The following is a 23,668-nucleotide window of genomic DNA, read 5'->3' as shown; positions in this document are numbered from 1 at the left end:
ACTCTTCAGCAGATCATCGACCCTCACGTAGAGTGCGGTTGCGAGGGTGTCCAGTTCGGTCGTCACAACCCGAGAATGGACATCCTCGCCCTATCTCCGCAGCTATGCCTTGGACTCATCCATCTAGACTGTGGGGATGCTCGACGACATCTGGGTGGACGACTCCGTCCTCGCACTGCGCCCCGACTTCGCGGTGCTCATCGTGACCGCGCACGGCCTGCGCAACGGCCCCACCGACGACCGCTCCCGGGCCTGGCTGGAGGCCGCCTCGGCGGTGGAGGTGCAGACGGACAAGATCGACGCCTGGAAGGACGCCTACAAGGCGTTCGGCGCCAAGCCGCAGCGCACCCGCCCGTCGGTCGACGCCCTGACCCGGCGGATGCCGCTGCCGGAGATCAACCAGGTCGTCGACGCGTACAACTCGATCAGCGTCAAGCACGCGCTGCCCATCGGCGGCGAGGACCTCGACCGGTACGACGGCCCCGCGCGCCTGGTGCGGGCGACCGGCGAGGAGGTGTCGGAGGAGGCGCTCGGGCAGCCGGAGCCCGGCGAGGTGATCTGGCGCGACGACATCGGTGTCACCTGCAGGAGATGGAACTGGCGCCAGGTGGTTCGCACCCGTCTCACCGAGGAGACGACCAACGCGATCTTCCTGCTGGAGCGCCTGGAGCCCATGTCGCTGGAGGAGCTGAAGCAGGCCGGCGAGGAGCTTTGCGACCTCCTGTCCGAGTTGTCGCCGGAGGTACGCCTCGCAAGCCGCCTGGTGTCCGGCGGGAAATAAACCTCATGTCGAGGTGTTGATACCAAAGAGTAATAATTGCTACAGCACCCTGGATTGACGAGGCGGGCGTGACCTCTTTGCGCGGTCCTGAGAGGATCGTTCGAGGCGGCACGGGTCCTTCGGCGCGCGCTGCCAGTCCGGGCGAGTAGCCTTGGACAGGTTCTCTAACATCAACGCCGATCTGCGGAAGAGGGCGATTTCCGCCGTGTCGTCTGAGTCGTCGCGGACAAACCCGCTGGCAAGCTTTGGTCAGAACGAGTGGCTTGTCGACGAGCTGTACCAGAAGTACCTCCAAGATCCCGAGTCTGTCGACAAGGCCTGGTGGAACTTCTTCGCTGACTACAACCCTGATTACGGACCGGGTCGAACCCCGGTCAGGGAGGCGGCGAACGGTACAGTGACCGCCCCCTCCCCCGCACAGGCCCCCAAGGCTCCACCCAAGGCGCCACCCGCGGCCGAGAAGCCGAAGCAGCCCGCCACTCCGGTGCCCAAGGGCGCCGAAGAGGTCAAGCTGCGCGGCGCGGCGGCCCGCACGGCCGCCAACATGGACCTGTCACTCGCGGTCCCGACCGCGACCAGCGTCCGGGCCATCCCGGCCAAGCTGCTCATCGACAACCGCATCGTGATCAACAATCACCTCAAGCGGGGCCGTGGCGGCAAGGTCTCCTTCACGCACCTGATCGGGTTCGCGATCGTCAAGGCGCTGAAGGCCATGCCGGAGATGAACTACTCCTACGCCGAGATCGACGGCAAGCCGACGCTCGTCAAGCCCGAGCACGTCGGCTTCGGCCTGGCGATCGACGTGCAGAAGAGCAACGGCGAGCGCCAGCTCCTGGTGCCCTCCATCAAGGGCGCCGAGGAGATGGACTTCCGGCAGTTCTGGATGGCCTACGAGGAGGTCGTCCGCAAGGCCCGAGCCGGCAAGCTCGGCGTCGACGACTTCTCCGGCACCACGATCTCCCTCACCAACCCCGGCACGATCGGCACCGTGCACTCCGTGCCGCGCCTCATGCCCGGCCAGGGCACGATCATCGGCGTCGGCGCGATGGAATACCCGGCCGAGTACCAGGGGGCCTCCCCCGACACGCTCTCGCGCCTGGCCGTCTCCAAGGTCATGACGCTGACCAGCACCTACGACCACCGGATCATCCAGGGCGCCCAGTCGGGCGACTTCCTGCGCACGATCCACCGGCTGCTGCTCGGCGAGGACGGCTTCTACGACGAGATCTTCGAGGCGCTGCGGATCCCGTACGAGCCGGTCCGATGGGTGCAGGACATCTCGGCCACCCACGACGACGACGTGGCCAAGTCCGCGCGCGTGATCGAGCTGATCCACGCCTACCGCGTACGCGGTCACCTGATGGCCGAGACCGACCCGCTGGAGTACAAGCAGCGCAAGCACCCCGACCTCGACATCCAGTCGCACGGCCTGACGCTGTGGGACCTGGAGCGCGAGTTCGCGACCGGCGGCTTCGGCGGCAAGCCGCTGATGAAGCTGCGCGACATCCTGGGCGTGCTGCGCGACTCCTACTGCCGCACGGTCGGCATCGAGTACATGCACATCCAGAACCCCGAGGAGCGGGCCTGGATCCAGGCGCGGGTGGAGAAGCCGCACAAGTCGCCCGAGCGCGACGAGCAGCTCAACATCCTGTCCCGGCTCAACACCGCCGAGGCGTTCGAGACGTTCCTGCAGACGAAGTTCGTCGGCCAGAAGCGCTTCTCGCTGGAGGGCGGCGAGTCCCTGATCCCGCTGCTCGACTCGGTGATCAGCGACGCCGCCGACGAGGACCTCGACGAGGTCGTCATCGGCATGGCGCACCGCGGCCGGCTCAACGTGCTGGCCAACATCGTGGGCAAGTCCTACGCGCAGATCTTCGGCGAGTTCGAGGGCAACATCGACCCGCGCACGGCGCACGGCTCCGGCGACGTGAAGTACCACCTCGGCGCGACCGGCACGTTCACCGCGCCGAGCGGCAAGACGATCACCGCCTCCGTGGTCGCCAACCCCTCCCACCTGGAGGCGGTCGACCCGGTGCTGGAGGGCGTCGTCCGCGCCAAGCAGGACCTGCTGGAGCGCGGCGAGGAGGGCTTCACCGTCCTGCCCGTGCTCGTCCACGGTGACGCGGCCTTCGCCGGCCAGGGCGTCGTGGCCGAGACGCTCAACCTGTCGCAGCTTCGCGGCTACCGCACCGGCGGCACCGTGCACGTGGTGGTCAACAACCAGGTCGGCTTCACGACCTCGCCTGCCTCCTCCCGCTCCTCGGTCTACGCGACCGACGTGGCGCGGATGATCCAGGCGCCGATCTTCCACGTCAACGGCGACGACCCCGAGGCCGTGGTGCGCGTGGGCGAGCTGGCCTACGAGTACCGCCAGGCGTTCCGCAAGGACGTCGTCATCGACCTCATCTGCTACCGCCGCCGCGGCCACAACGAGGGCGACAACCCCGCCTTCACCCAGCCGCTGATGTACGACCTGATCGACGCCAAGCGCTCGACCCGCAAGCTCTACACCGAGGCGCTGATCGGCCGGGGCGACATCACGGTCGAGGAGGCCGAGTCCGCGCTGCGCGACTACCAGGCCAAGCTGGAGCAGGCGTTCACCGAGACCCGCGAGGCGGCCAAGAAGCCGGCCGAGGCGGCCGCGATGCGGGTGCCCCCGGCCGAGGTCGTCAAGTGGTCGCACGACGACACGCCGACCGGCATCACCCACGAGACGCTCAAGCGCATCGTCGACACCCAGCTCAACCTCCCCGACGGCTTCACGCCGCACCCGCGCCTGGCGCCGGTGCTGCAGCGCCGCGGCCAGATGGTCGAGCAGGACGCGATCGACTGGGCGATGGGCGAGACGCTGGCCTTCGGCTCGCTGCTGATGGACGGCCACCCGGTGCGCCTGGTCGGCCAGGACTCCCGGCGCGGCACGTTCACCCAGCGGCACGCCGTGCTGGTCGACCGGATGACCGGCGCCGACCACACGCCGCTGAAGACCTTCAACCAGGGCACCACGAAGTTCTACGTCTACGACTCGCTGCTCAGCGAGTTCGCGGCGCTGGGCTTCGAGTACGGCTACAGCGTCGTACGCCCTGACGCGCTGGTCCTCTGGGAGGCGCAGTTCGGCGACTTCGTCAACGGCGCCCAGACGATCATCGACGAGTTCATCTCGTCGGGCGAGCAGAAGTGGGGTCAGAAGTCCTCGGTCGTGCTGCTGCTGCCGCACGGCTACGAGGGTCAGGGCCCCGACCACTCCTCCGCCCGCATCGAGCGCTTCCTCCAGGTCTGCGCGCTCGACAACATGACGGTCGCGCAGCCCACCACCCCGGCCAACTACTTCCACCTGCTGCGCTGGCAGGTGGAGTCGGAGCGGCACAAGCCGCTGGTCGTCTTCACGCCCAAGTCGCTGCTGCGGCACAAGGCGGCCACGTCGAAGTCGTCCGACTTCACCGCGGGCTCCTTCCAGCCGGTGATCGGTGACACGACGGTCGACCCGGCCAAGGTCACCAGGGTCGTGCTGACCTCCGGCAGGCTCTACTACGACCTGGCGCAGCATCGCGACAAGAGCGGCCGCGACGACGTGGCGATCGTCCGGCTGGAGCGGCTGTACCCGTTCCCGTCCGAGGAGCTCGCCGCCGAGCTGTCCCGGTACGGCGACCAGGTGGAGCTGTTCTGGGCGCAGGACGAGCCGGCCAACATGGGCCCGTGGCCGTACCTCACGCTCAAGCTGGCGGAGGACCCGCAGACCCTGAACGGCCGGGCCATCCGGCGTGTCTCGCGCAGGCCGAACAGCTCGCCGGCGACCGGGTCGCACAACTCGCACGACACGGAGCTCGAGGAGATCCAGCACCAGATCTTCGGCTGAGCCGCCGTTCGTCGAGCCCCCGGTCCGCCTTGCGCGGCGGCCGGGGGCTCACTGCTGCCCAGGCAGGCTAAAGTGCAGGCCGGACGCCTGCCGCAACTGTGAATGGAGAGCGATGTACTTCACCGATCGGGGGATCGAGGAGCTGGTCGAACGCCGCGGCGAGGAGGAGGTCAGCCTGCTGTGGCTGGGCGAGCGGCTGCGCGAGTTCGTCGATCTCAACCCCGAGTTCGAGGTGCCGGTCGAGCGGCTGGCCACCTGGCTGGCGCGGCTCGACGACGAGGACGACTGACCTCGGAGATAACGCGATACATCTTGAGTTTCCCGCTGACGCGACATATCGTGAATTGAGGAGATTCGGTGTCGCCATGAGAGAGGCGGGGGAGCATGCAGCAGTGGACGATCGACGAGCCGGGGCAGCTCACGTTCGGTGATGTGGACGCGCTGGACGTGCGCGTCGTCGCCGGACGGCTGGACGTGCTGGCCAGCGACGGCCCGGCCACCCTGGAGATCGCCGAGATCGAGCCCGGATCACCGCTCACGGTCACCTACGACGACGCCACCAGGTCGCTCGTCATCGCCGACCGCGACCTCACCTGGGAGGGCGTGCTCGGCTGGCTGCGCCACGACCGGCGCAGGACTGTACTGTCCATCACCGTGCCCAAGAGCTGCAAGGTCAAGGCGGGCGTGGTGTCCGCCCCCGCCGTGCTGGCCGGGTTCGAGCGGGTGACGCACGTCAAGAGCGTCTCCGGAGACGTCGTGCTCGACGGGGTCAGCGGCGAGATCGCCGCCAACACCGTCTCGGGAGCCGTCGAGAGCCGGGCCCTCGACGGCGATTTGTCGTTCATCAGCGTCTCGGGCGACCTGACGGTGGCCGACGGCACCCCGCACCGGCTCAAGGCCAACACCGTCTCCGGCCGCATCACGGCGGATCTCGCGCTGCGACCCACGGGTCACGTCACGTTCAACAGCGTTTCCGGTGACATCCTGGTCAGGCTGCCGGAGAACGTGGAGGCCGACGTCAGCGTCAGGTCCACCGCGGGAAGACTGGTCAGCGCGTTCGAGGAATTGTCCAACACGAGCAGTCCCGGCGCGAAGTCGCTGTCGGGACGGCTGGGTGGCGGCATGGCCTCGCTGTCGGCCATCACGGTCTCCGGCGCGGTCACGCTGCTCAAGGGAGAGAAGGAATGAGCCCTGTCTTCGGTCACGGCCGGCTCCGGCTGTACCTGCTCAAGCTGCTGGACGAGAGCCCGCGCCACGGATATGAGGTCATCCGGCTGCTCCAGGACCGCTTCCTCGGCGTCTACTCGCCCTCCCCCGGCACGATCTACCCGCGCCTGGCCCGCCTGGAGGAGGAGGGCCTGGTGACGCACGAGGTGGTCGAGGGCAAGAAGGTGTTCTCGATCACCGACAAGGGCCGCGCGGAGCTGAACGCCCGGCTCGACGAGCTCGACGACCTGGAGCAGGAGATCTCCGCCTCCGTCCGCGACATCGCCCGCGAGGTCAAGGAGGACGTCCGCGACACCGTCAAGTCGCTGCGCGACGAGCTGACCCGGATGGCCAAGGACGTGCGCACCGGCGCGGCCGAGGACGGCAAACGGCTGCGCGACCAGCAGAAGGAAGACCTCAAGCGGCTGCGCGACCAGCAGAAGCGCCAGTGGATGGAGCACGCCTACCACTGGCAGGACGAGGGCGAGCGGCTCACCCACGAATGGCGCAAGATCTGGTCGCAGGTCTGGTCCACGCTGGGCGGCCCGCCGTCCAGCCGGGCCGAGCTGGACGCCGAGCTGGGCGAGCTGCTGGCCGACTTCGTCGCCAAGGCCCGCGAGGAGGCCTCGAACGCCCGGCTGACGCCGGAGAAGCTGGCCGAGCTTCGTACGACGCTGGACGAGACCGCCCACCGCATCCACGACATCCTCGACCGCTGAGACCTCAGCGGGCCCGCTCCTACGCCGGCAAGCGTTCCGTACGGCGGGCCCGCTCCCGCACCGGCGAATCCTTCATCCGGCGGGCCCGCTCCTGGCTGTTACGCCGGCATGCGCTCCATCCGGCGGCGGCGCGCGTTCCGCTCAGCCCTGCGGGCCTGGTAGGCGATCGGCATGTACCGCAGCCGCTCCGGCAGCCGCGGCGTCAGCATCGCCACCGCGTGCCCGAGCTGCCGCAGCCGCCGCTCGTCCCTGGCGGTCCACCGCAGCCCGAGCTTCTCCCGGACGGCGGGCGGCAGGGTGCCGACGGTGACGAAGTAGTTGAACTCGCCCGCGCCGGCCCCCACCGGCGTCCACAACCGCCGCAGCGGAGCGGGCAGCCGGGGCGGCGCCGGGGTGCCGCGCATCACCGACAGCACGTCGAGCGCGGTCGCGTGCGGCTCCAGCCGGTCGCCGACCATCCGCTCGAAGTACCGCCAGAACGCATCGACGTCCTCGGGCATCTCCCGCTCGGGGACCCGCAGGATGGCGCCGAGCTGCCGCGACTCCGCGTAGAGCCGCCGCTCCTGCTCCCGCGTGAACGGGGTGCCGAAGTGCCGGTTGAGCGCGATGAACCGCTCGAACAGCGACAGGTGCACCCAGGCCCACGCCTCGCCGTTCAGCGCGTGGTAGTGCCTGCCCTGCTCGTCCACGCCGCTGATGGGCTTGTGCAGCTCCCTGAGCCGCTGCCCCTCGGCGGGGCCGTCCTCGCCGCCGTAGACCCAGAGCTGGACGGAGGTGAGCGTGCGCTCCAGCCGCCCCCACGGGTCGTCCTTGTACGTGGAGTGCTCGGCGACCGCCGCTCCGACAGCCGGATGCATCGTCTGGAGAACCAGCGCGCTGCCGGCCACGAGCAGGTTGCGGTATTCGCCGGCGGTGTCCCAGTGCATCGAACCTGGGCCGAAGGGCTCAACGTCCATGATGACCGCCTCCCGGGTGATACAACCCAATTCCTTTTGTATCACCCGGGACGGCCACAAGTAACCCTTCACTTATTCAGGCGGTAAAGACCACCTTGCCGAAGATCTCCCCCTCGGCCATGGCCGCGAAGCCGTCCCGCGCCTCGGCCAGCGGCAACGCCCTGTCGATCACCGGCCGCAGCCCGGTCTGCTCCAGGAACACCGCCAGCCGCGCCAGTTGGTCCCGCGTCCCCATCGTCGTGCCGATCACCGACAACTGCAGGAAGAAGACCCGGTTCAGATCGGCCGGCGGCACCGCGCCGCTGGTCGCGCCGGAGACGACGACGCGCCCGCCGGGCTTGAGCGACTTGAGCGAATGGTCCCAGGTGGCCTGCCCGACCGTCTCCATGACCGCGTCCACCCGCTCGGGCAGCCGCGCGCCCGGCTCGAAGACCTGGTCGGCGCCGAGCCCTCGCGCCCGCTCCCGCTTCTCCTCCGAGCGGCTGGTCGCCCACACCCGGTACCCGGCGGCCCGGCCGAGCGCGATCAGCGCGGTCGCGACGCCGCCGCCCGCCCCCTGCACCAGCACAGTGGCGCCGGGCTGCAGCCCGGCCTTGTCGAACAACATCCGGTACGCGGTCAGCCAGGCCGTCGGCAGGCAGGCGGCGTGCTCGAAGCTCAGCCCGGCGGGCTTGGGCACCAGGTTCCCGCGCGGCACGGCCACCCGCTCGGCGAACGTGCCGTCGTGCACCTCCGACAGCAGCGAGCGCCTGGGATCGAGCGTCTCGTCGGCCCCGCTGCCGATGACGGCGTGCACGATGACCTCGTTGCCGTCCTCGTCCACGCCGGCGGCGTCGCAGCCGAGCACGATCGGCAGCCGGTCCTGCCTGATGCCGACGCCCTTGAGCGTCCACAGGTCGTGGTGGTTGAGCGCGGCGGCCCGTACGGTGACGGTCGTCCACCCGTCGGGCACCTTCGGCTCTGGGTGCTCGCCCAGCGTCAGTCCGGCGAGCGGGTTGTCGGGATCGGTCTGTGTGGCGGTTACGGCGAACATGGCCGCACCTTACTCCGGGCGCCCGCCGCCGGACTTCAGCACGCCCGCCTACTTCATCGTGACCCGGATGCCGGAGATCGCCTTCGTCCGGAACGGCGCCGGTCCGGTGGCGGCGACCAGCACGTCCCCCCGGCACACCATCTCGGCCGGCCGCCCCCGCCCCTCGACCACGCCTGGCATCCTGGCCTGCCGCTCGCAGTCGGGTGTGGGCACGAGCGCCACCATCTCCCCGGTCGCGCCGCCGAACCACAGTTGCGGCCCGATCGGCTCGCCCTGCGCGTGCTCGCCCGGCTCCCCGAGCCGCACCCCGTTCCGGCCGGTCAGGACGAGGTAGCCGTCCTTGGTGACCCGGCCCCTGAGGTTCTCGGCCAGCGTCGTGCGCTGCTCGAACGTCAGCCCCTGCCCCCGGTCGTACATCGCCAGCCGCCACGGCCCGAACGCGAACAACAGCACCTGCCCGTACAGCCCGCTGCCCGCCTGGCGCGGCCACAACGTCACGTGCGGCGCGTAGTTCCGCAGCGCCCGGCCGCCGCGCGTGATCTCCACCTCTCCCCCGTACGGCGCGACGAACTGCCGGAACATCCCGTCCACCCAGCCGGCCCTGAACGGCCGCGACCCCATCCCGGCCAGCCCGAGCCCCGCCGGGTACCGCACCTCGGCCCGCGCGCCGTCGGGGAACACCACCTGGATGACCTCGTCGCCGCCCTTCTTCCTGGCGGGCACGGTCAGGATGTTGGGCGCGCTCTTGACCCTGGTCAGCGACCTGATGGGGGCGGGCGTCCGGTTCACCGAAGCGGTCTCGGGATCGGGGTCCCGGCTCACGAGCAGGCCGACAACCGGAACCAGCAGGAGCGCCAGAACCACCACCAGGCCGACCCACCGGCGGCGGCCGCGCTCGCCTGCCTCGATGACGTCGAACTGGTCAGCCACGACGTTCCTAGCCGAGTAGTGCCGGCTTGCGCCCTTACGTCTCAGTTCAGTTGAGCGGCGACCGCCAGCGCAAGCCCTGGAACCTGGCGAAATCCTTGTCGCAGGTCACGAATTCACAACCGTGCTCGATGGCGAGTGCGGCAAGGTAGGCGTCGGGGATGAGCTTTCTTCGCGCGTTCGTCTCCCGGCACAACCTGGTGAAGATCGCCCAGTGACGCTCCCCGGGCGTGACGACGATGGCGTGCGGCTGGTTACGCACCTGGTCGGCGAAGGCGAGGATGCGCTCCATGGGAGGCGGATCCTGGTGAATGGCCTCGATGCTGAGAACCCTGATGAGACCGTTGACGACATAGTCGGAAACCGCGTAGGCGGTGACGCCGTTGACCATCTCGTCGACCAGCTTGTAGCAGCTGATGTGATCTGGCGCCTCCGTGCGGAAGGCGTTGACGAGGACGTTGATGTCATTGAGCAGCATCGGCTCGCACCTGCAATGAGGTCTCGATCTCGTCGTGCTCGAACAGGCTGTAGATGAACTCCGGCGTGAGCTCGATGCCCGGCTTGAGCCGCGTGTCGGTGGTGACCAGCTCCACGCGTGGCCGCTCGGCCACCTCCGTGGACCGATGAAGCAATTGCCGCAAAGCATCCTCCATGACCGAGTTGAGACTGCGTCCGTTCCTGGCCGCGTACGCCTTCGCCTCGTTGAGGAGCGTCTCGTCGATGCGCACAGTTGTCCTCCGCATGACTCCAGCGTCCGCGCGTGACACAAAAATGTCAACACCAGATAGTAGTCACTCGGTCACAGTCTTTACGTCCCCAGTACCTCACCAAGTAGCCACATTGACCTTCCCATCACTCGCCAGCCGCACCTGCCGTCCCACCAGCTCCCGCTCCTCCGCCTCCACCAGCAACAAACCCTCCTCCACCACCGCGTAACCCCGCCCCCCGTCCACGTCCACGACCAGAAACCCCTTCTCAGCCGCTCCGTCCCGCCCGTGCGCCACGGTGTACCCCGCCACCACCCCGACCCCCTCACAGGCCTCCACCAGCGGAACCTCCTTGCCCACGTGCACCGGGGCAGGGTCACCGAGGCGCCCGCCAGGCTCGCTGGACCACACCGCGTACGTGTGCTTCGTCAGATGCATCCCCACCCCGGTCACCAGCCCGTGCCCCGACTGCGCCCGCAGCAGCCCCGCCATCGTCGCCGTCGAGTGCAGCACATAGTCGCTGGCAGGGCCGCCCGCGTACGGCAGCCCGCCGGTCACCGTCAGCCCGCGCGGGTCCATCGGGTCGAGCCCGATCGCGTCGCACGCCTGCCGCAGCGCGATCGCGAAGCAGCTGTAGACGTCCAGCGCGTGCATGTCGTCCAGCCCGAGCCCGGCCCGCTCGAAGGCGGCCTCGGCGGCCAGCGCGATGGCGGGCGAGGAGCCGAGCTCCGGCCGCGTGGCGACCTCCCAGGTGTCCTCCGCGTACGCCCATCCGCGCAGGTAGACCCGCTGATCCCGCGGCACTCCCAGCCGGTCGGCCAGCTCGGTGCTGGCCAGGACGACGGCCGCGGCCTGGTCCACCTCCAGCACGGCCACCGTGTCGCTGGTGTAGGGCCAGCCGACGAAGCGGTCGCCCAGCTCGCCGGCCGTGCGGGCGGTCCTGCGCCAGGCGTGCGGGTTGGCCGCCGCCACCTCGGTCATCGGCGCCATGATGCGGGCCCGCTCGCGCATCTCCTCCTCGATCGTGAGCCCGGCCGCCGCCCGCCGCGCGGTCTCCATGATCGGGTAGGTGTGCACCGGCAGGAACAGCCCGTGCGCGAGCGCGGACGGGTGCGGCGGACGCTCCCATCCGTAGGGCGGCTTGGGGTCGGCGGCGTGACTCCACGGCACGTGCTCCCCCGCTTTTCTGTACGCCCTGCGCGTGGCGAGCGCCTCGGCCCCCGCGACGAGGGCGCAGTCCAGCTCACCGGCCGCGATCGAGGCCGCCGCGGCACCGATGAGCAGGTGCGGAGCCGTACCGCCGACCTTGGAGTAGACCCGGTGGCGCGGTGCGGCGCCGAGACGCTCGGCGAGGCGGCCGACGGGCTCGTCGTACTGCCAGGAGTCGGTCCAGACGAGCTGAATGGAGTCGAGCCGCTCGACGGGCAGCCGCGCGTCGGCGGCGGCCTCACGCGCCACGGACTCCCAGAGGTCGAGCGGTTCGGGGCCGGGCTGCTCGCGAATGGTGCGCTGTGCGATACCGATGAGGCAGGGGGTGCGAGGGTCCATGCCACAAGTCAACCAGAACATCGCTCGGTTGATAAGGAGTGGCGTTTGATAATTGGCGTTACCGCTGTGACTCAAGAAAATTCATCCATGCTCTGACCTGCGGAGATGCCAATCTTGAATACATGCGTTTTTGCTATTTCTATAACGGAATGGAACCGGCTCATGCTTTTTAACGTCGTTTCCTGGCCGCCGGATCGCGCCGTTCACTAACGTTCCGATCGTTTTCCTGGCCCACCGGGGCGCAGTACCCCGCTCTGGGCCGCCGAAAGCTGAGAGGAGCTCCATGTATTCCCGAGCAAGGCGCATCGCGATCCCCCTCGCCGGCCTCGTGGCCATCGGGCTGGCGGCGGGAATGGTCAGCGGATCCGCGGCGAACGCGACGACCGCACCCTCGGACGTCGTCTCCAAGAACTCCGCCACCCCGGCGGAGCAGGCGGTCCAGTTCTGGACGCCGGACCGCGTCAAGGCGGCCACCGACCACGACGACGGCATCGACCTGTCCACCAAGGGCGTCAAGGGCAGCAACGACGCCCCTGACGGGCCGGCCGGCTCCGTCCCGCCGATCGGCGCCGAGAAGACCACGGCCAAGAAGAGCAAGCACGTCAACCTGCCGAACACGGTCGGCCGCGTCTTCTTCACGCTGCCGAAGGCCGACCCCCGCGACCCGAGGAACTGGCGTTACTGCTCCGCCAGCTCGGTGCAGAGCAAGTACCGCAACCTCGTGGCGACCTCCGCCCACTGCGTGTACGACACCAAGAAGAACACCTTCTACGACAACTGGATCTTCATCCCGTCCTACTGGGACGGCGACAAGGTCTGGAACGGCAAGGCTCCCTACGGCATCTACGCAGCCAAGACGTTCAACGCGCACGACGACTTCGTCGTGAAGGAGGACTACGACTACGACTACGCGTTCGTCAACGTCTTCAACGGCATCAAGGTCAACTGGGAGAAGGTCAACGGTCAGTGGAAGTGGACCGTCAAGAACGTCGGCCGTCTCGGCGACAACGTCGGCGGTCAGGGCTTCACCTGGAACCGGAGCACCAAGCTGAACGTGTTCTCGTTCGGCTACCCCGCCGGTGAGCACCCCGACGGCGACAAGCCGTACACCGGCCGGACCATGAAGTACTGCTACGGCAAGACCAAGGCGATGCCCGAGGCCAAGAAGTACAACCTCCAGGAGCACGTCGGCTTCAAGTGCTCCTTCACCGCCGGCGCCAGCGGCGGGCCGTTCATCTACAACTACAAGAGCGCGTCGCGCACCGGCTACCTGGTCGGCGTCAACAGCGTCGCGTGGGACACCGACGGCAACGACCGCTACGACCACATCTCTTCGCCGTACTTCAACACCGACACCTACAAGGTCTACAAGGCCGCCGCCAACCGCTGGACCGGCAACTGGCGGTGATCGATCGGCACCCTTGGCCCCGGTTCCCCTGGGAGCCGGGGCCATCCCCTGGGCGGAATGGAGGGATGCGGGCGAACGTGGCGTACGCCACTGGAACGAACTAATGCGACCGCGAATGGGCTCGAATTCCGAACCCGCATCTCTCTGCTCATCCTGGCTCTGACCTGCGGCTACGCGGCCCGACTAATGATCATTTACGTGTATCCGCGGCGTTCGGCTGACGGTGTCCTTATGGTTCACGATGCACTCTTGATCAGGTAACGAATCTCTATCCAAGCTGCAATACCGTCTGTACATCTGGAAAAATCCACCCTTACGACCCCAAGAAAGGCATTTCATGATCCCCCGAGCCAGGCACTTCGTGGCCGCTGCCCTCAGCAGCGCGCTGCTGATCGTGCCTGCCTTCACGGGGATCGCCCACGCCACGTCCGCCGCCACGTCTGCCTCTGACAGCAAGGTCTACGCCGTCCCCCTCGCCAAGACCCTCGCGGACGTCAAGCGAGTCGCCGACTACTGGCGCCCGGACCGCCTCCAGAAGACCGACCTGTCCACCCCCGCCACGCCCGGCTCCGGCGCCGCAGCCTCGACCACCTCGTCAGGCGCCGCCGCGGGACCCGCCGCCCCAGCCGCCTCCGCCGCTTCCGCTGCTTCCGTCAAGCGGACGGCGAGCACCGCCGGCGTCTCCCCCACGCTGCCGCGCAAGGGCACCGCCGCCAACACCATGGGCAAGGTCTTCTTCCGCTTCGGGGACAAGGAGTACTGGTGCTCCGCCAGCGCGGTCTCGGCCAAGAACCGCAGCGTGGTGGCCACGGCCGGGCACTGCGCGTACGACTCGCGCACGGCCAAGCCCGCCGACTACTGGATCTTCGTCCCGAACCCGGGCCCCGGCGGCAGCGCGCCCGACGGCATCTACGTCGGCGCCTCGATCAGCCTGCACGAGGACTGGTCGGGCAAGGGTGACTACGACTTCGACTACGCGTTCGTGACCGTGCACCGCGGTTTCACCTGGGTCGCCAAGGACGGCGCGTACGTCATGCAGGACGTCGGCCGCCTCCAGGACAACGTGGGCGGCCTCGGCCTGGAGCTGAACAAGAAGCCGGGCACGTACGCGGTCACCGCGTTCGGCTACCCGGCGGGCCAGCAGCCCGACGGGTCACACCCGTACGACGGCAAGACCCTGCAGAAGTGCCGCCCCGGCGCCACCCGCTACACCGTCGCCCCGGGCCGCGACCTCCAGAAGGGCGTCGAGCTGACGCCGTGCGACTTCAGCCCGGGCGCCAGCGGCGGCCCGTGGGTGATCTCCTACGACGAGACCCGCAGGCTCGGCAGCCTGGCCGGCGTCAACAGCCTGACCTGGAACAGGGACGCCAAGGGCCGCTACGACTCGGTGTCGGCCCCGTACTTCGACACGGTCACCGGAGAGGTGTACCGACGCGCCGCGTCGCTCGGCACCATCCCAAATGTGACCTAAGTCATAGCAACCGTTCGATCACTACGGGTGATCAGCGGCTTCTCTGTAACGACAAGGTCACGGCCAGCTTTGGAACGCTGACAGGACGTACCGGTAATCCGCACGTCCCGAGTCAAACCTGTAGTTTCCGGGCTGTCCGTTTGCTGAGTTTTGAAGGTGCACAAGGCGCCTCATGTCAGCGCAACCTGGAGTTACCTTGAAGCGAATCCTTCTTCCCGCCGGCGGAGCCCTCCTGGCCACCGGTCTGCTCGCCGCCGGCCTGTCCGGCACCGCGCAGGCCGACGGCGACGTCGCCCACGACCCGATGGCCCGCAACAACTCCGACGCCGTCTCCGTCGCCTCCTTCTGGCTGGCCTCGAACGGAGCCGCACTCCGGTCCGCGACCCAGTACACGTGGGACTCAAAGGAAGTTCGGAAGGTCGTCTCCAAGGGCGGCGCCGACCCCGACGGCCGCCCCGGCACCACGGCCCCGACCGGTGAGACGAAGTCGACCGGCAAGGCCCAGAACATCAACCTGCCCAAGACCATCGGCAAGGTGTTCTTCGTGGACGGCGGCGGCAAGTTCCGCTGGTGCTCGGCCACCTCCATCCAGTCGGCCAACCGCAACCTGGTCGCCACGGCCGGCCACTGCGTCTACGACACCGACAGCAACTCGGCCACCATGGACAACTGGGTCTTCGTCCCCGGTTACTACCAGGGCAAGACGCCGTGGGGCATCTACGTGGGCAAGCAGGCCTTCACCCACTACGACTTCGACACCTACGAGGACTACGACCGCGACTACGCGTTCGTCACCGTCTTCAACGGCATCCAGTTCAACGGCGTCAAGCAGGTGGACCGCAGGGACTACGAGCGCTTCACCGGCCCGAAGCGCTCCTGGGGCGGCCACTACTACATCCTGCTGTCCAAGGACGCGGGCCGCCTCGGCGACAACGTCGGCGGCCAGGGCTTCGCCTGGAACCAGGCCACGGGCAAGCCCGTGCGCGCCTTCGGCTACCCGGCGGCTCCGCACCCCGACGGCAACAAGCCGTACAGCGGCGTGACGCCGAAGCACTGCTACGGCAACACCACCGCCAAGACGGTCGGCGCCTCCTGGCTGAAGATCGAGGAGCACGTCGGCCTCAAGTGCGCCGTGACCCCGGGCTACGACGGCGGCCCGTGGCTGCTGAACTACAGCAACGCCAAGCGCTCCGGCTACGTCAACGGCGTCACCAGCACCTTCGCCGACCAGGACGGCAACGACCGGATCGACTACATCACCTCGCCGTACTTCGACGGCGAGACGGCCTCCGTCTACCGGGCCGCCACGAGCGCCCCCTCGGGCAAGATCGTGGGCCCGAACGGGGAGCTGTACAAGTAAGCCCTACCAGGGGAACAGCGAGGGCCTCGGCTTCCGGGGCCCTCGCTTGCTGCCTGAAGATCTTTCTTGGTTCAACTGACAGACCGTGTTTGCCTTGTCACCATGGGCGCATGCGTCGCGAAGATCTAACGGACGCCGAGTGGGATCGAGTGGCCTGCCTCCTCCCCCAGGGCGGCCTACACCCCGGCCGGACGACCGACGACCGCACCGTCATCAACGGCCTGCTCTACCAGGCCCGCACCGGCGTCCGCTGGCGCTCCCTGCCCGACCGCTACGGCTGCTGGGTCACCATCTACAAACGGCACCGGCGGTGGCTCGCGGACGGCACCTGGCAACGCCTCTCCCTCGCCCTGCACACCGGCGCCCCCACCCCCCGCCACCCCCACAGAGCCGGCCCCGCCGCCCTCGACCTGGTCCGCACCCATTCGCACGACTACCCCGACGCGCCCCCGGACCCGTCCCCCCACAAGGACTCAGCGGTACTCGCCGGCCTCCAGGCCCTCCTGGGCGGCTCGGTCAAACCCAAGGGACACTGACCCTCTTCAAGGCCCGCCGACACCCGTCGGCGGGCCTTTCTCATGCGCCCAGAACCCCTCCAGATACGGGTTTCTGAGCGAACCTGAAGATCTCCTGTGAGAAACAGGCGAAGTTAGACGGAGTTGGCTCGAATCTGGTTCCTGTGATCTGAGTCATATTCAAGCGACTACACACAGTACTGAACACCTAACGGCACTTTCGTCCCAGCAGCGACTTCCCGTACATACCCAGCACAAACGTCACGCGACGATCACGACGCGCAAATGTCTCTGACAAGTCACGGAAAGGTAACGGCGACAGGGGCGCCTACCGGATCACCCAAAGCGGGTTCCACCTGCGGAGATCACCACGCTATGTTCCTTGCTATCCCTTTACTGACGCATGGGACGCAAGTTGCGACCCACGACAGAGCAAGGAGCAGTTCCCTTGAAGCGCATCCTCATCCCCGCCGGTGGCGCCCTCCTGGCCACCGGCCTTCTGGCCGCCGGCCTCGCCGGCACCGCTCAGGCCGACGACACCGTCGCCAAGGACAACATGGCGACGACCGCGGCCAACGCCAAGGCCATCGCCGAGTTCTGGGCGGAGAGCAACGGTGCTGCCCTCAAGGCCGCTACCGAGTCCAACGTCTGGGACAAGGCTGACGTCGCCAAGCTGCAGAGCAAGGGTGGTTACAGCTCCGACACCAAGCCGGGCTCCACGGCCCCCACCGGTGAAGAGAAGAAGACCACCGCCAAGACCCAGAACGTCAACATGCCGAAGACCATCGGCAAGGTGTTCTTCGTCAACAGCAAGGGCGAGAAGAAGTGGTGCTCCGCCACTTCGATCCAGTCGCAGTACCGCAACCTGGTCGCCACGGCCGGCCACTGCGTGTACGACACGGCTGCCAACACGGACGTCCTGTCCAAGTGGGTCTTCGTCCCCGGTTACTACCAGGGCAAGTCCCCCTGGGGCATCTACGTGGGCAAGCAGGCCTTCACCCACTACGACTTCGACGTCTACGAGGACTACGACCGCGACTACGCGTTCGTGACCGTCTACAACGGCGTCAAGGTCGACGGTGGCGGCAAGGCCAAGCAGGTGTCCAAGGCCGAGTGGGACAAGCACAACGGCATCAAGGACGCCAAGGACGAGCAGATCTCGGCCGCTGAGTACCAGAAGTGCGTCGACTACAACGGTGGCGAGACCCCCGACTGCTGGGCGAAGACCACCGACCTTGAGGACCTGGCCGGCCCCGACACCCCGGGTGCCGTGAAGGTGCTCAAGGAGGTCTCGAAGGAGCAGTTCGACGCCGCTCCCACTGGGCAGAAGAACGGCGCCAAGGCCGAGCAGGCCACGGTCACCGAGTTCGTCACCGAGTCGGTGTACAAGGCGTACAAGGGCCCGGGCTACCAGAAGATTGACGCCAAGGGCAACTTCACCATCACCCACTACTACCTCAAGTACTGGGTGAAGAAGAGCCAGGACGTCAAGTACTTCAAGACCACCTTCTTCATCGTCGAGACCTCGTCCCTCGATGCTGGTCGCCTCGGCGACAACGTTGGTGGTCAGGGCTTCGCCTGGAACCAGCCGACCGGCAAGGCCGTTCGCGTGTTCGGTTACCCGGCCGCTGCTCACCCCGACGGCAACAAGAACTACACCGGCGTGACTCCGAAGTGGTGCTACGGCTCCACCACGAAGAAGCTGGTGGGCTCCGCTGCCAAGAAGATCGAGGAGCACGTCGCCCTCAAGTGCGCCATGACCGAGGGCGCCGACGGTGGCCCGTGGCTGTACAAGTACAGCAACGCCAAGCGTCTCGGCTACGTGAACGGTGTCACCAGCACCTTCAACGACCAGGACAGCAACGGCCGCGTTGACTACATCTCGTCGCCGTACTTCGACGGCGAGACGAACACCGTCTACAAGGCCGCCGCGGCCTCGTGGTCCGGCAAGATTGTCTGAAGTAACGCTTAGCGACCGGGCGTAGCCCGATCGTGTAGCTGTTAGAGGCGAAGGGCCCGGCATCCCGCCGGGCCCTTTTGCTTTCCGCCCGAATGTGAAGGCGTTTGGACGCACGGGACGTCCAGACGGTGCCATCAACTTGATGTGATCTGCGTCACACGCTCTCACCGGACCGAATCAGAGGGGTGCCGCGACCCCGCCAGTCACACTGACAACTTCCTTATGTTGATCAGGGCAAACGGCTTAGAGGCCCGCTTTACTCAGCTCCTGCCCATCAGCCACTTAAACATCACAGAACGATCACGACCGGCTTGTCCCATCTTTTCCTCCCAAAGCGGCTACCGGATTTCAAGATCGACACTGTATGTTCCTGGCTATCCCTTTACTGACGCATGGGACGCAAGAGGCGTTCCACGACAGCGCAAGGAGTTACCTTGAAGCGCATCCTCCTTCCGGCCGGTGGCGCCATTCTGGCCACTGGTCTGCTTGCCGCCGGCCTCGCCGGCACCGCCCAGGCCGACGACACCGTCGCCTCGGACGTCCTCGCCGCTGAGGCGAAGGCCATCGAGACCCTGAACTTCTGGTCCGCCTCCAACTACGCGGCCCTGAAGAACGCTGTGGCCTTCAACCCCGACGCCCTCGAGGTTTCTCAGATCAAGAGCGGTGGCGGCTATAGCTCGGACACCAAGCCGGGCTCGACCGCGCCGATCGGCGAGGAGAAGAAGACCACCGTCAAGGTTCAGAACGTGAACCTGCCGAAGACCATCGGTAAGGTTTTCTTCGAGGGCCGCGACGGCAAGCTGTACTGGTGCTCCGGCACCTCGATCCAGTCGCAGTACCGTAACCTGGTCGCCACGGCCGGTCACTGCGTCTACGACATCGCTGGCAACGACGAGGTCGTGTCCCGCTGGGTCTTCGTCCCGGGCTACTACCAGGGCAAGGCGCCTTGGGGCATCTACGTGGGTAAGCAGGCGTTCACCCACTACGACTTCGACGTCTACGAGGACTTCGACCGCGACTACGCGTTCGTCACCGTCTACGACGGCATCGGCGGTGTGCTGAACACGCCGAAGAAGGTCGCCAAGGCCGAGTACGACGCGTACCAGGGCGAGAAGTTCTCCAAGGACTACGAGATCTCGGCCGCTGAGTACCAGAAGTGCGTCGACTACAACGGTGGCGAGACCCCCGACTGCTGGGCGAAGAGCACCGACCTTGAGGACCTGGCCGGCCCCGACACCCCGGGTGCCGTGAAGGTGCTCAAGGAGGTCTCGAAGGAGCAGTTCGACGCTGCTCCCACCGGCCAGAAGAACGGTGCCAAGGCCGAGCAGGCCACGGTCACCGAGTTCGTCACCGAGTCGGAGTACAAGGCGTACAAGGGCCCGGGCTACCAGAAGATTGACGACAAGGGCAACTTCACCATCACCCACTACTACCTCAAGTACTGGGTGAAGAAGAGCACGAGCGTCAAGTACTACCGTAGCGAGCTCTTCATCGTCGTCCACGCCCTCAAGAGCGTTGGCCGCCTCGGCGACAACGTTGGTGGGCAGGGCTTCGCGTGGAACCAGCCTTCCGGCAAGTACGTCCGCACCTTCGGCTACCCCTACGGCCCGCACCTGGACGGCAACAAGCCGTTCACCGGTGTGACGCCGAAGTGGTGCTACGGCAAGACCGCCAAGAACGCCCTCCTCATCCCCTCCAAGAAGGTCGAGGAGCAGCAGTCGCTGAAGTGCACCGTGACCGCCGGCTACGACGGTGGCCCCTGGCTGTACAAGTACAGCAACGCCAAGCGTCTCGGCTACGTCAACGGTGTCACCAGCCTCATCGCTGACACCGACAAGAACAACCGCTACGACACGATCACCTCGGCTTACTTCGACGGTGAGACCGCCGCGATCTACAAGGCCGCTGCGGCCGTGTGGTCCGGCAAGCTCATCAAGTAGTAGCTGCGGACCGTGGACGGCGACTTGTTCGGCGTTCGACAGCAGTAACCCAAAGGGCTCGGCATCCAGCCGGGCCCTTTGGCCTTTCTGCCAGAAATCTGGTTTTCGCCCTTACCAGTGTGACTAGTGAGTCGATAGGGTCTTTACACCCTTTTTGACAACTGTGGAGCCTCCCCTTGAAGCGCCTGCTCATCCCCCTCGCCGCCGTCGGCCTGAGCGCCGCCGTACTCGCCTCTCCCGCCGCCGCCGCCCCTGACTGGGCGCAGGACAACCTGCAGCCGAAGCCGGCCGACGCGTACGGTGCCGCATATTTCTGGCTCGACTCCAACGGAGCAGCCCTCCGCAAGGCCACCCAGTACAACATCGACGCCAAGGACGTGCCCAAGCTCGTCAGTTCGGGCGGTTCGAGCAAATTCGACGGCAAGCCCGGAATGACCGGCCCGACCACCACCGCCAAGGCCACCGCCAGTAAGAACGTCAACCTGCCCAAGACCATCGGCAAGGTGTTCTTCCTGGACAAGGAAGGCAAGTACCGCTGGTGCACGGCCACGTCCATCCAGTCCAGGAACCGTAACCTGGTCGCCACCGCGGGCCACTGCGTCTTCGCCAACGGCAAGGACGACGTCTTCGACAAGTGGATCTTCGTCCCCGGCTACTACCAGGGCAAGGCGCCCTGGGGCGTCTACGTGGGCGCCTACGCGTTCACGACCTACGACCTCGACACCTACGACGACTACGACGGCGACTTCGCGTTCGTGGCCGTGCACAACGGCTTCGCCCTCGACGGCTCGAAGCAGGTTTCCAAGGCCGACTACGACAAGTGGCTGGGTGACAAGTGGGCCAAGGACGTAGAGATCACCCAAGCGGAGTACACGAAGTGCGTTGACTTGCACGGTGGGGAGACGTCCGACTGCTGGGCGAAGCTCGCCACCAACGCCGACGTTGTCGGGCCCGATTACACCGGTGAGAAGAAGCGCGCCTTCAAGGAAGTGTCCAAGGAGGAGTACGACAAGGCGCCCACCGGCAACGGGAACGGGGCCCAGGAGCCGCTCAAGACGGTCGTCGACATGGTGACCAAGTCGGAATACGAAGCGTACAAGGGCGTCGGGTACCGCAAGATCGACTCTCGCGGCAACTACACGATCACCCACTACTTCCTGGGCTACTGGGTCAAGGAGACCACGAAGACCCTGTACTACAAGACCGTCTTCACAGTCGGCCTGGCCAAGGACCTCGGCCGCCTCGGCGACGTGGTCGGCGGCCAGGGCTTCGCCTGGAACCAGCCCCTCGGCCAGCAGGTGACGGTCTTCGGCTACCCCAGCGCCCCCCACCCCGACGGCGACCGCCCCTTCACCGGCGTCACCCCCAAGTGGTGCTCCGGCAAGACCGGCACGAAGAGCGTCCAGGTCAACACCTTCAAGGTCGAGACCCACCAGACCCTCAAGTGCTCCATGACCTTCGGCGCCGACGGCGGCCCCTGGCTCATGAAGTACAACAACAGCAAGCGCACCGGCTACGTCAACGGCGTCACCAGCCTGTTCGCCGACAACGACGGCAACGACCGGGTCGACACGATCAGCTCGGCCATCTTCGACGGCGAGACCGCCGACGTCTACAACAAGGCGAACTACGCCGAGACGAAGAAGATCGTCGGCCCGAACGGCGAGCTGCTGAAGTAGGTCCACGATGGGCCCGGGCAGCAGTGGCCTGGGCCCATCGCAGGGGTCACACGGCGGTCAGCTCGCGAGTACGCTCCCGCAACGCCGCCACCACCCGCTCATGCTTGTACGGCTCCAACCGCCGCCGAAGATCAGCCGCATAGGACCGGGACCGCACGGACTGAAGCTCAGCGGCCAGCGTCAGCGCACTGGCCGCAGCGGAACAGGCTTCCTCCAGCTCCCCGCACTGCAACAGCCCGGCGGCCAGCAGCGAGAGGTTGAACATCCGCCCCCGCACGTACCGGGAGTCCATGTCGAGCGACCGCCGCGCCTGCCGGACGACCCGCTCGCCCTCCCCCAGGTCGCGGAAGCAGTGGGCGAACTTGGCGGACAGGTAGGCCTCGTCGAAGTAGCTGAGCCACTTGGGCTCCTCGGCGGGCTTGCGGGTGTCGAAGGCGCACTCGGCCTCGTGCAGGGAGTGGCCGCAGGACCGGCCGTCGCCCAGGCCGGCGTGTGCGTGGGCCTCCAGGACGTGCGCGGAGGCGAGGAGGGTCTTGACCCCGGCTGTGCGGGCCGCCATCTGGGCGGCTCTGGCGAGGTCGAGGGCGTGGGCCGGCTGGCCCATGTAGATGGCCTGGTGTGCCATGCCGGCCAGGATCTCGCCGCCCAGCGTCTGGTCGTCGGCGCCTCTGGCCAGGCGGAGTGCCTGGATGAGGTAGCGCTGGGCGAGGCCGTGCTGCTCCATGTCGTAGGCCATCCATCCGGCCAGGCGGGTCAGCTCCGCGGCCGCGGCGGCCAGTTGCCTGCCGGTGGATTCGCCGTACGAGCCGTCCTTGAGCAGGGGGGAGACGGCGGTGTCGAGGTATTTGACGACGGACGAGCGGACGCGTCCGCTGCCGAAGCGGTTGTCGAGCTCACCGAACGAGCGGGTGACCTCGTGGATGGCGGCGATGTCGGCGCGGCCCACCCGCCGCACCCCTGTGCCGCTCGGGCGCCCCTCAGAGGGCGATGTCAGCCAGCGTACGGCTCCAACAGAGCCTGCTCCTATCGCGAACGTCGAGTCGATCAGGAACCTCCGTCTCTCTACATCGGCCCGCCACAGCGCCGTCACGGTCGCGACCCCCTCCTGCCAGGTGTGCGTGAACTCCTGTCCGAGATCGAGGGGTGTGGTGACGGCCGGCATGCCCAGGTCCTCTGACGAGGTGGGTCTGCCGAGCCGGAGTGCGAAGATCTCGGCGAGCAGGCACGGCACCGGGTCGCGCGGCCGCTGGCCTCCGATCCAGCGCAGGACGGAGCTGTGGTCGTACTTCAGTCCCGGTGTGCCACGTGCGGCTCCCAGATCGTTGAGGCGCCTGGCCAGTCCCTTGTGGGAAAACCCCGCCTCCGCGATGAGCTGCTGCAGCAGGCGATTCGGCTCGCGTTCCATCGCTCTCCTCGTCGCAGGAGTCGGCGCCCACATCATTACAGAGAGCTACTGTTATAGCACCTTGCGTAAAGGGATTATGGCAGTTCCCAAAGGTCACCCAAACTCCATCCCACACCCCAGGCCCGTTCTGCGCGTGATCAGGCGGGCCTGGCTCCTGGACGGGGATCTCAACTACCCACGAAGCGCCCCCATAACCCAAA

Annotated in this window: 19 protein-coding genes; 12 read left to right on the top strand and 7 right to left on the bottom strand. The window is 67.2% G+C overall.

Annotated features, from left to right (window positions below):
* Window positions 1-136: 136 nt before the first annotated feature.
* The 5 genes from ABD331_RS56280 (at window position 137) to ABD331_RS56260 (ending at window position 6,559) form a co-directional block, all read left to right on the top strand.
* Window positions 137-781, top strand: coding sequence for a B3/B4 domain-containing protein (locus ABD331_RS56280; RefSeq protein WP_344495031.1), 645 nt, complete (start codon window positions 137-139; stop codon window positions 779-781).
* A 205-nt stretch (window positions 782-986) separates the two neighbouring features.
* Window positions 987-4,634, top strand: a complete 3,648-nt coding sequence (locus ABD331_RS56275) for a multifunctional oxoglutarate decarboxylase/oxoglutarate dehydrogenase thiamine pyrophosphate-binding subunit/dihydrolipoyllysine-residue succinyltransferase subunit (protein WP_344495029.1) — start codon at window positions 987-989, stop codon at window positions 4,632-4,634.
* 112 nt (window positions 4,635-4,746) lie between these two features.
* Entirely contained in the window at window positions 4,747-4,923 is a 177-nt protein-coding gene (locus ABD331_RS56270; RefSeq protein WP_344495027.1) for a DUF6104 family protein, read from the top strand.
* A gap of 95 nt (window positions 4,924-5,018) precedes the next feature.
* Window positions 5,019-5,822, top strand: coding sequence for a DUF4097 family beta strand repeat-containing protein (locus ABD331_RS56265; protein ID WP_344495025.1), 804 nt, complete (start codon window positions 5,019-5,021; stop codon window positions 5,820-5,822).
* The gene (locus ABD331_RS56260; RefSeq protein WP_344495023.1) at window positions 5,819-6,559 is read left to right on the top strand and encodes a PadR family transcriptional regulator; all 741 of its coding nucleotides are present in this window, start codon (window positions 5,819-5,821) and stop codon (window positions 6,557-6,559) included. Before ABD331_RS56265 ends, ABD331_RS56260 begins: the two co-directional genes overlap by 4 nt.
* 98 nt (window positions 6,560-6,657) lie before the next feature.
* Here ABD331_RS56260 and ABD331_RS56255 read toward each other — a convergent pair whose 3' ends face one another.
* The 6 genes from ABD331_RS56255 to ABD331_RS56230 all read right to left on the bottom strand — a co-directional run bounded on the left by ABD331_RS56255 (window position 6,658) and on the right by ABD331_RS56230 (window position 11,730).
* The gene (locus tag ABD331_RS56255) at window positions 6,658-7,515 is read right to left on the bottom strand and encodes an oxygenase MpaB family protein (protein ID WP_344495021.1); all 858 of its coding nucleotides are present in this window, start codon (window positions 7,513-7,515) and stop codon (window positions 6,658-6,660) included.
* Between the two features lie 76 nt (window positions 7,516-7,591).
* Window positions 7,592-8,548 carry a zinc-binding dehydrogenase gene (locus ABD331_RS56250; RefSeq protein ID WP_344495019.1) on the bottom strand — a complete coding sequence of 319 codons (957 nt, stop codon included), beginning with the start codon at window positions 8,546-8,548 and terminating at the stop codon, window positions 7,592-7,594.
* Between the two features lie 48 nt (window positions 8,549-8,596).
* The gene (locus ABD331_RS56245; protein WP_344495017.1) at window positions 8,597-9,478 is read right to left on the bottom strand and encodes a hypothetical protein; all 882 of its coding nucleotides are present in this window, start codon (window positions 9,476-9,478) and stop codon (window positions 8,597-8,599) included.
* Between the two features lie 46 nt (window positions 9,479-9,524).
* Window positions 9,525-9,953, bottom strand: a complete 429-nt coding sequence (locus ABD331_RS56240; protein WP_344495015.1) for a type II toxin-antitoxin system VapC family toxin — start codon at window positions 9,951-9,953, stop codon at window positions 9,525-9,527.
* Complete coding sequence (locus ABD331_RS56235) at window positions 9,940-10,203, bottom strand: hypothetical protein (RefSeq protein ID WP_344495013.1); 264 nt, start codon at window positions 10,201-10,203, stop codon at window positions 9,940-9,942. Before ABD331_RS56235 ends, ABD331_RS56240 begins: the two co-directional genes overlap by 14 nt.
* Window positions 10,204-10,299: 96 nt before the next feature.
* Window positions 10,300-11,730: an acetyl-CoA synthetase gene (locus tag ABD331_RS56230; protein ID WP_344495011.1), complete on the bottom strand. Its 1,431-nt coding sequence runs from the start codon at window positions 11,728-11,730 to the stop codon at window positions 10,300-10,302.
* Between the two features lie 283 nt (window positions 11,731-12,013).
* Between ABD331_RS56230 and ABD331_RS56225 the strand changes: the two genes are divergently transcribed.
* From ABD331_RS56225 to ABD331_RS56195, 7 genes are all read left to right on the top strand, one after another.
* Window positions 12,014-13,138 (top strand): trypsin-like serine peptidase, encoded by a 1,125-nt coding sequence (locus tag ABD331_RS56225; protein ID WP_344495009.1) that lies wholly within the window; start codon window positions 12,014-12,016, stop codon window positions 13,136-13,138.
* A 337-nt stretch (window positions 13,139-13,475) separates the two neighbouring features.
* Complete coding sequence (locus ABD331_RS56220; protein ID WP_344495007.1) at window positions 13,476-14,609, top strand: trypsin-like serine peptidase; 1,134 nt, start codon at window positions 13,476-13,478, stop codon at window positions 14,607-14,609.
* A 196-nt stretch (window positions 14,610-14,805) separates the two neighbouring features.
* Window positions 14,806-15,969 carry a trypsin-like serine peptidase gene (locus ABD331_RS56215; RefSeq protein WP_344495005.1) on the top strand — a complete coding sequence of 388 codons (1,164 nt, stop codon included), beginning with the start codon at window positions 14,806-14,808 and terminating at the stop codon, window positions 15,967-15,969.
* A 110-nt stretch (window positions 15,970-16,079) separates the two neighbouring features.
* Complete coding sequence (locus tag ABD331_RS61215) at window positions 16,080-16,505, top strand: transposase (RefSeq protein ID WP_425566279.1); 426 nt, start codon at window positions 16,080-16,082, stop codon at window positions 16,503-16,505.
* A gap of 427 nt (window positions 16,506-16,932) precedes the next feature.
* The gene (locus ABD331_RS56205; protein WP_344495003.1) at window positions 16,933-18,444 is read left to right on the top strand and encodes a trypsin-like serine peptidase; all 1,512 of its coding nucleotides are present in this window, start codon (window positions 16,933-16,935) and stop codon (window positions 18,442-18,444) included.
* A gap of 434 nt (window positions 18,445-18,878) precedes the next feature.
* Window positions 18,879-20,384, top strand: a complete 1,506-nt coding sequence (locus tag ABD331_RS56200; RefSeq protein ID WP_344495001.1) for a trypsin-like serine peptidase — start codon at window positions 18,879-18,881, stop codon at window positions 20,382-20,384.
* 176 nt (window positions 20,385-20,560) lie between these two features.
* Complete coding sequence (locus tag ABD331_RS56195; protein ID WP_344494999.1) at window positions 20,561-22,063, top strand: trypsin-like serine peptidase; 1,503 nt, start codon at window positions 20,561-20,563, stop codon at window positions 22,061-22,063.
* A gap of 46 nt (window positions 22,064-22,109) precedes the next feature.
* Here the strand turns inward: ABD331_RS56195 and ABD331_RS56190 are convergent, their stop codons facing one another.
* Entirely contained in the window at window positions 22,110-23,468 is a 1,359-nt protein-coding gene (locus tag ABD331_RS56190) for an NsdA family TPR-like regulatory protein (RefSeq protein ID WP_344494997.1), read from the bottom strand.
* Between the last annotated feature and the right edge of the window lie 200 nt (window positions 23,469-23,668).

The organism is Nonomuraea monospora, assembly GCF_039531895.1.
GTDB lineage: Bacteria > Actinomycetota > Actinomycetes > Streptosporangiales > Streptosporangiaceae > Nonomuraea > Nonomuraea monospora.
Note: the sequence above shows the minus strand (reverse complement) of the source record. Positions and strands in the feature narration are given on the sequence as shown.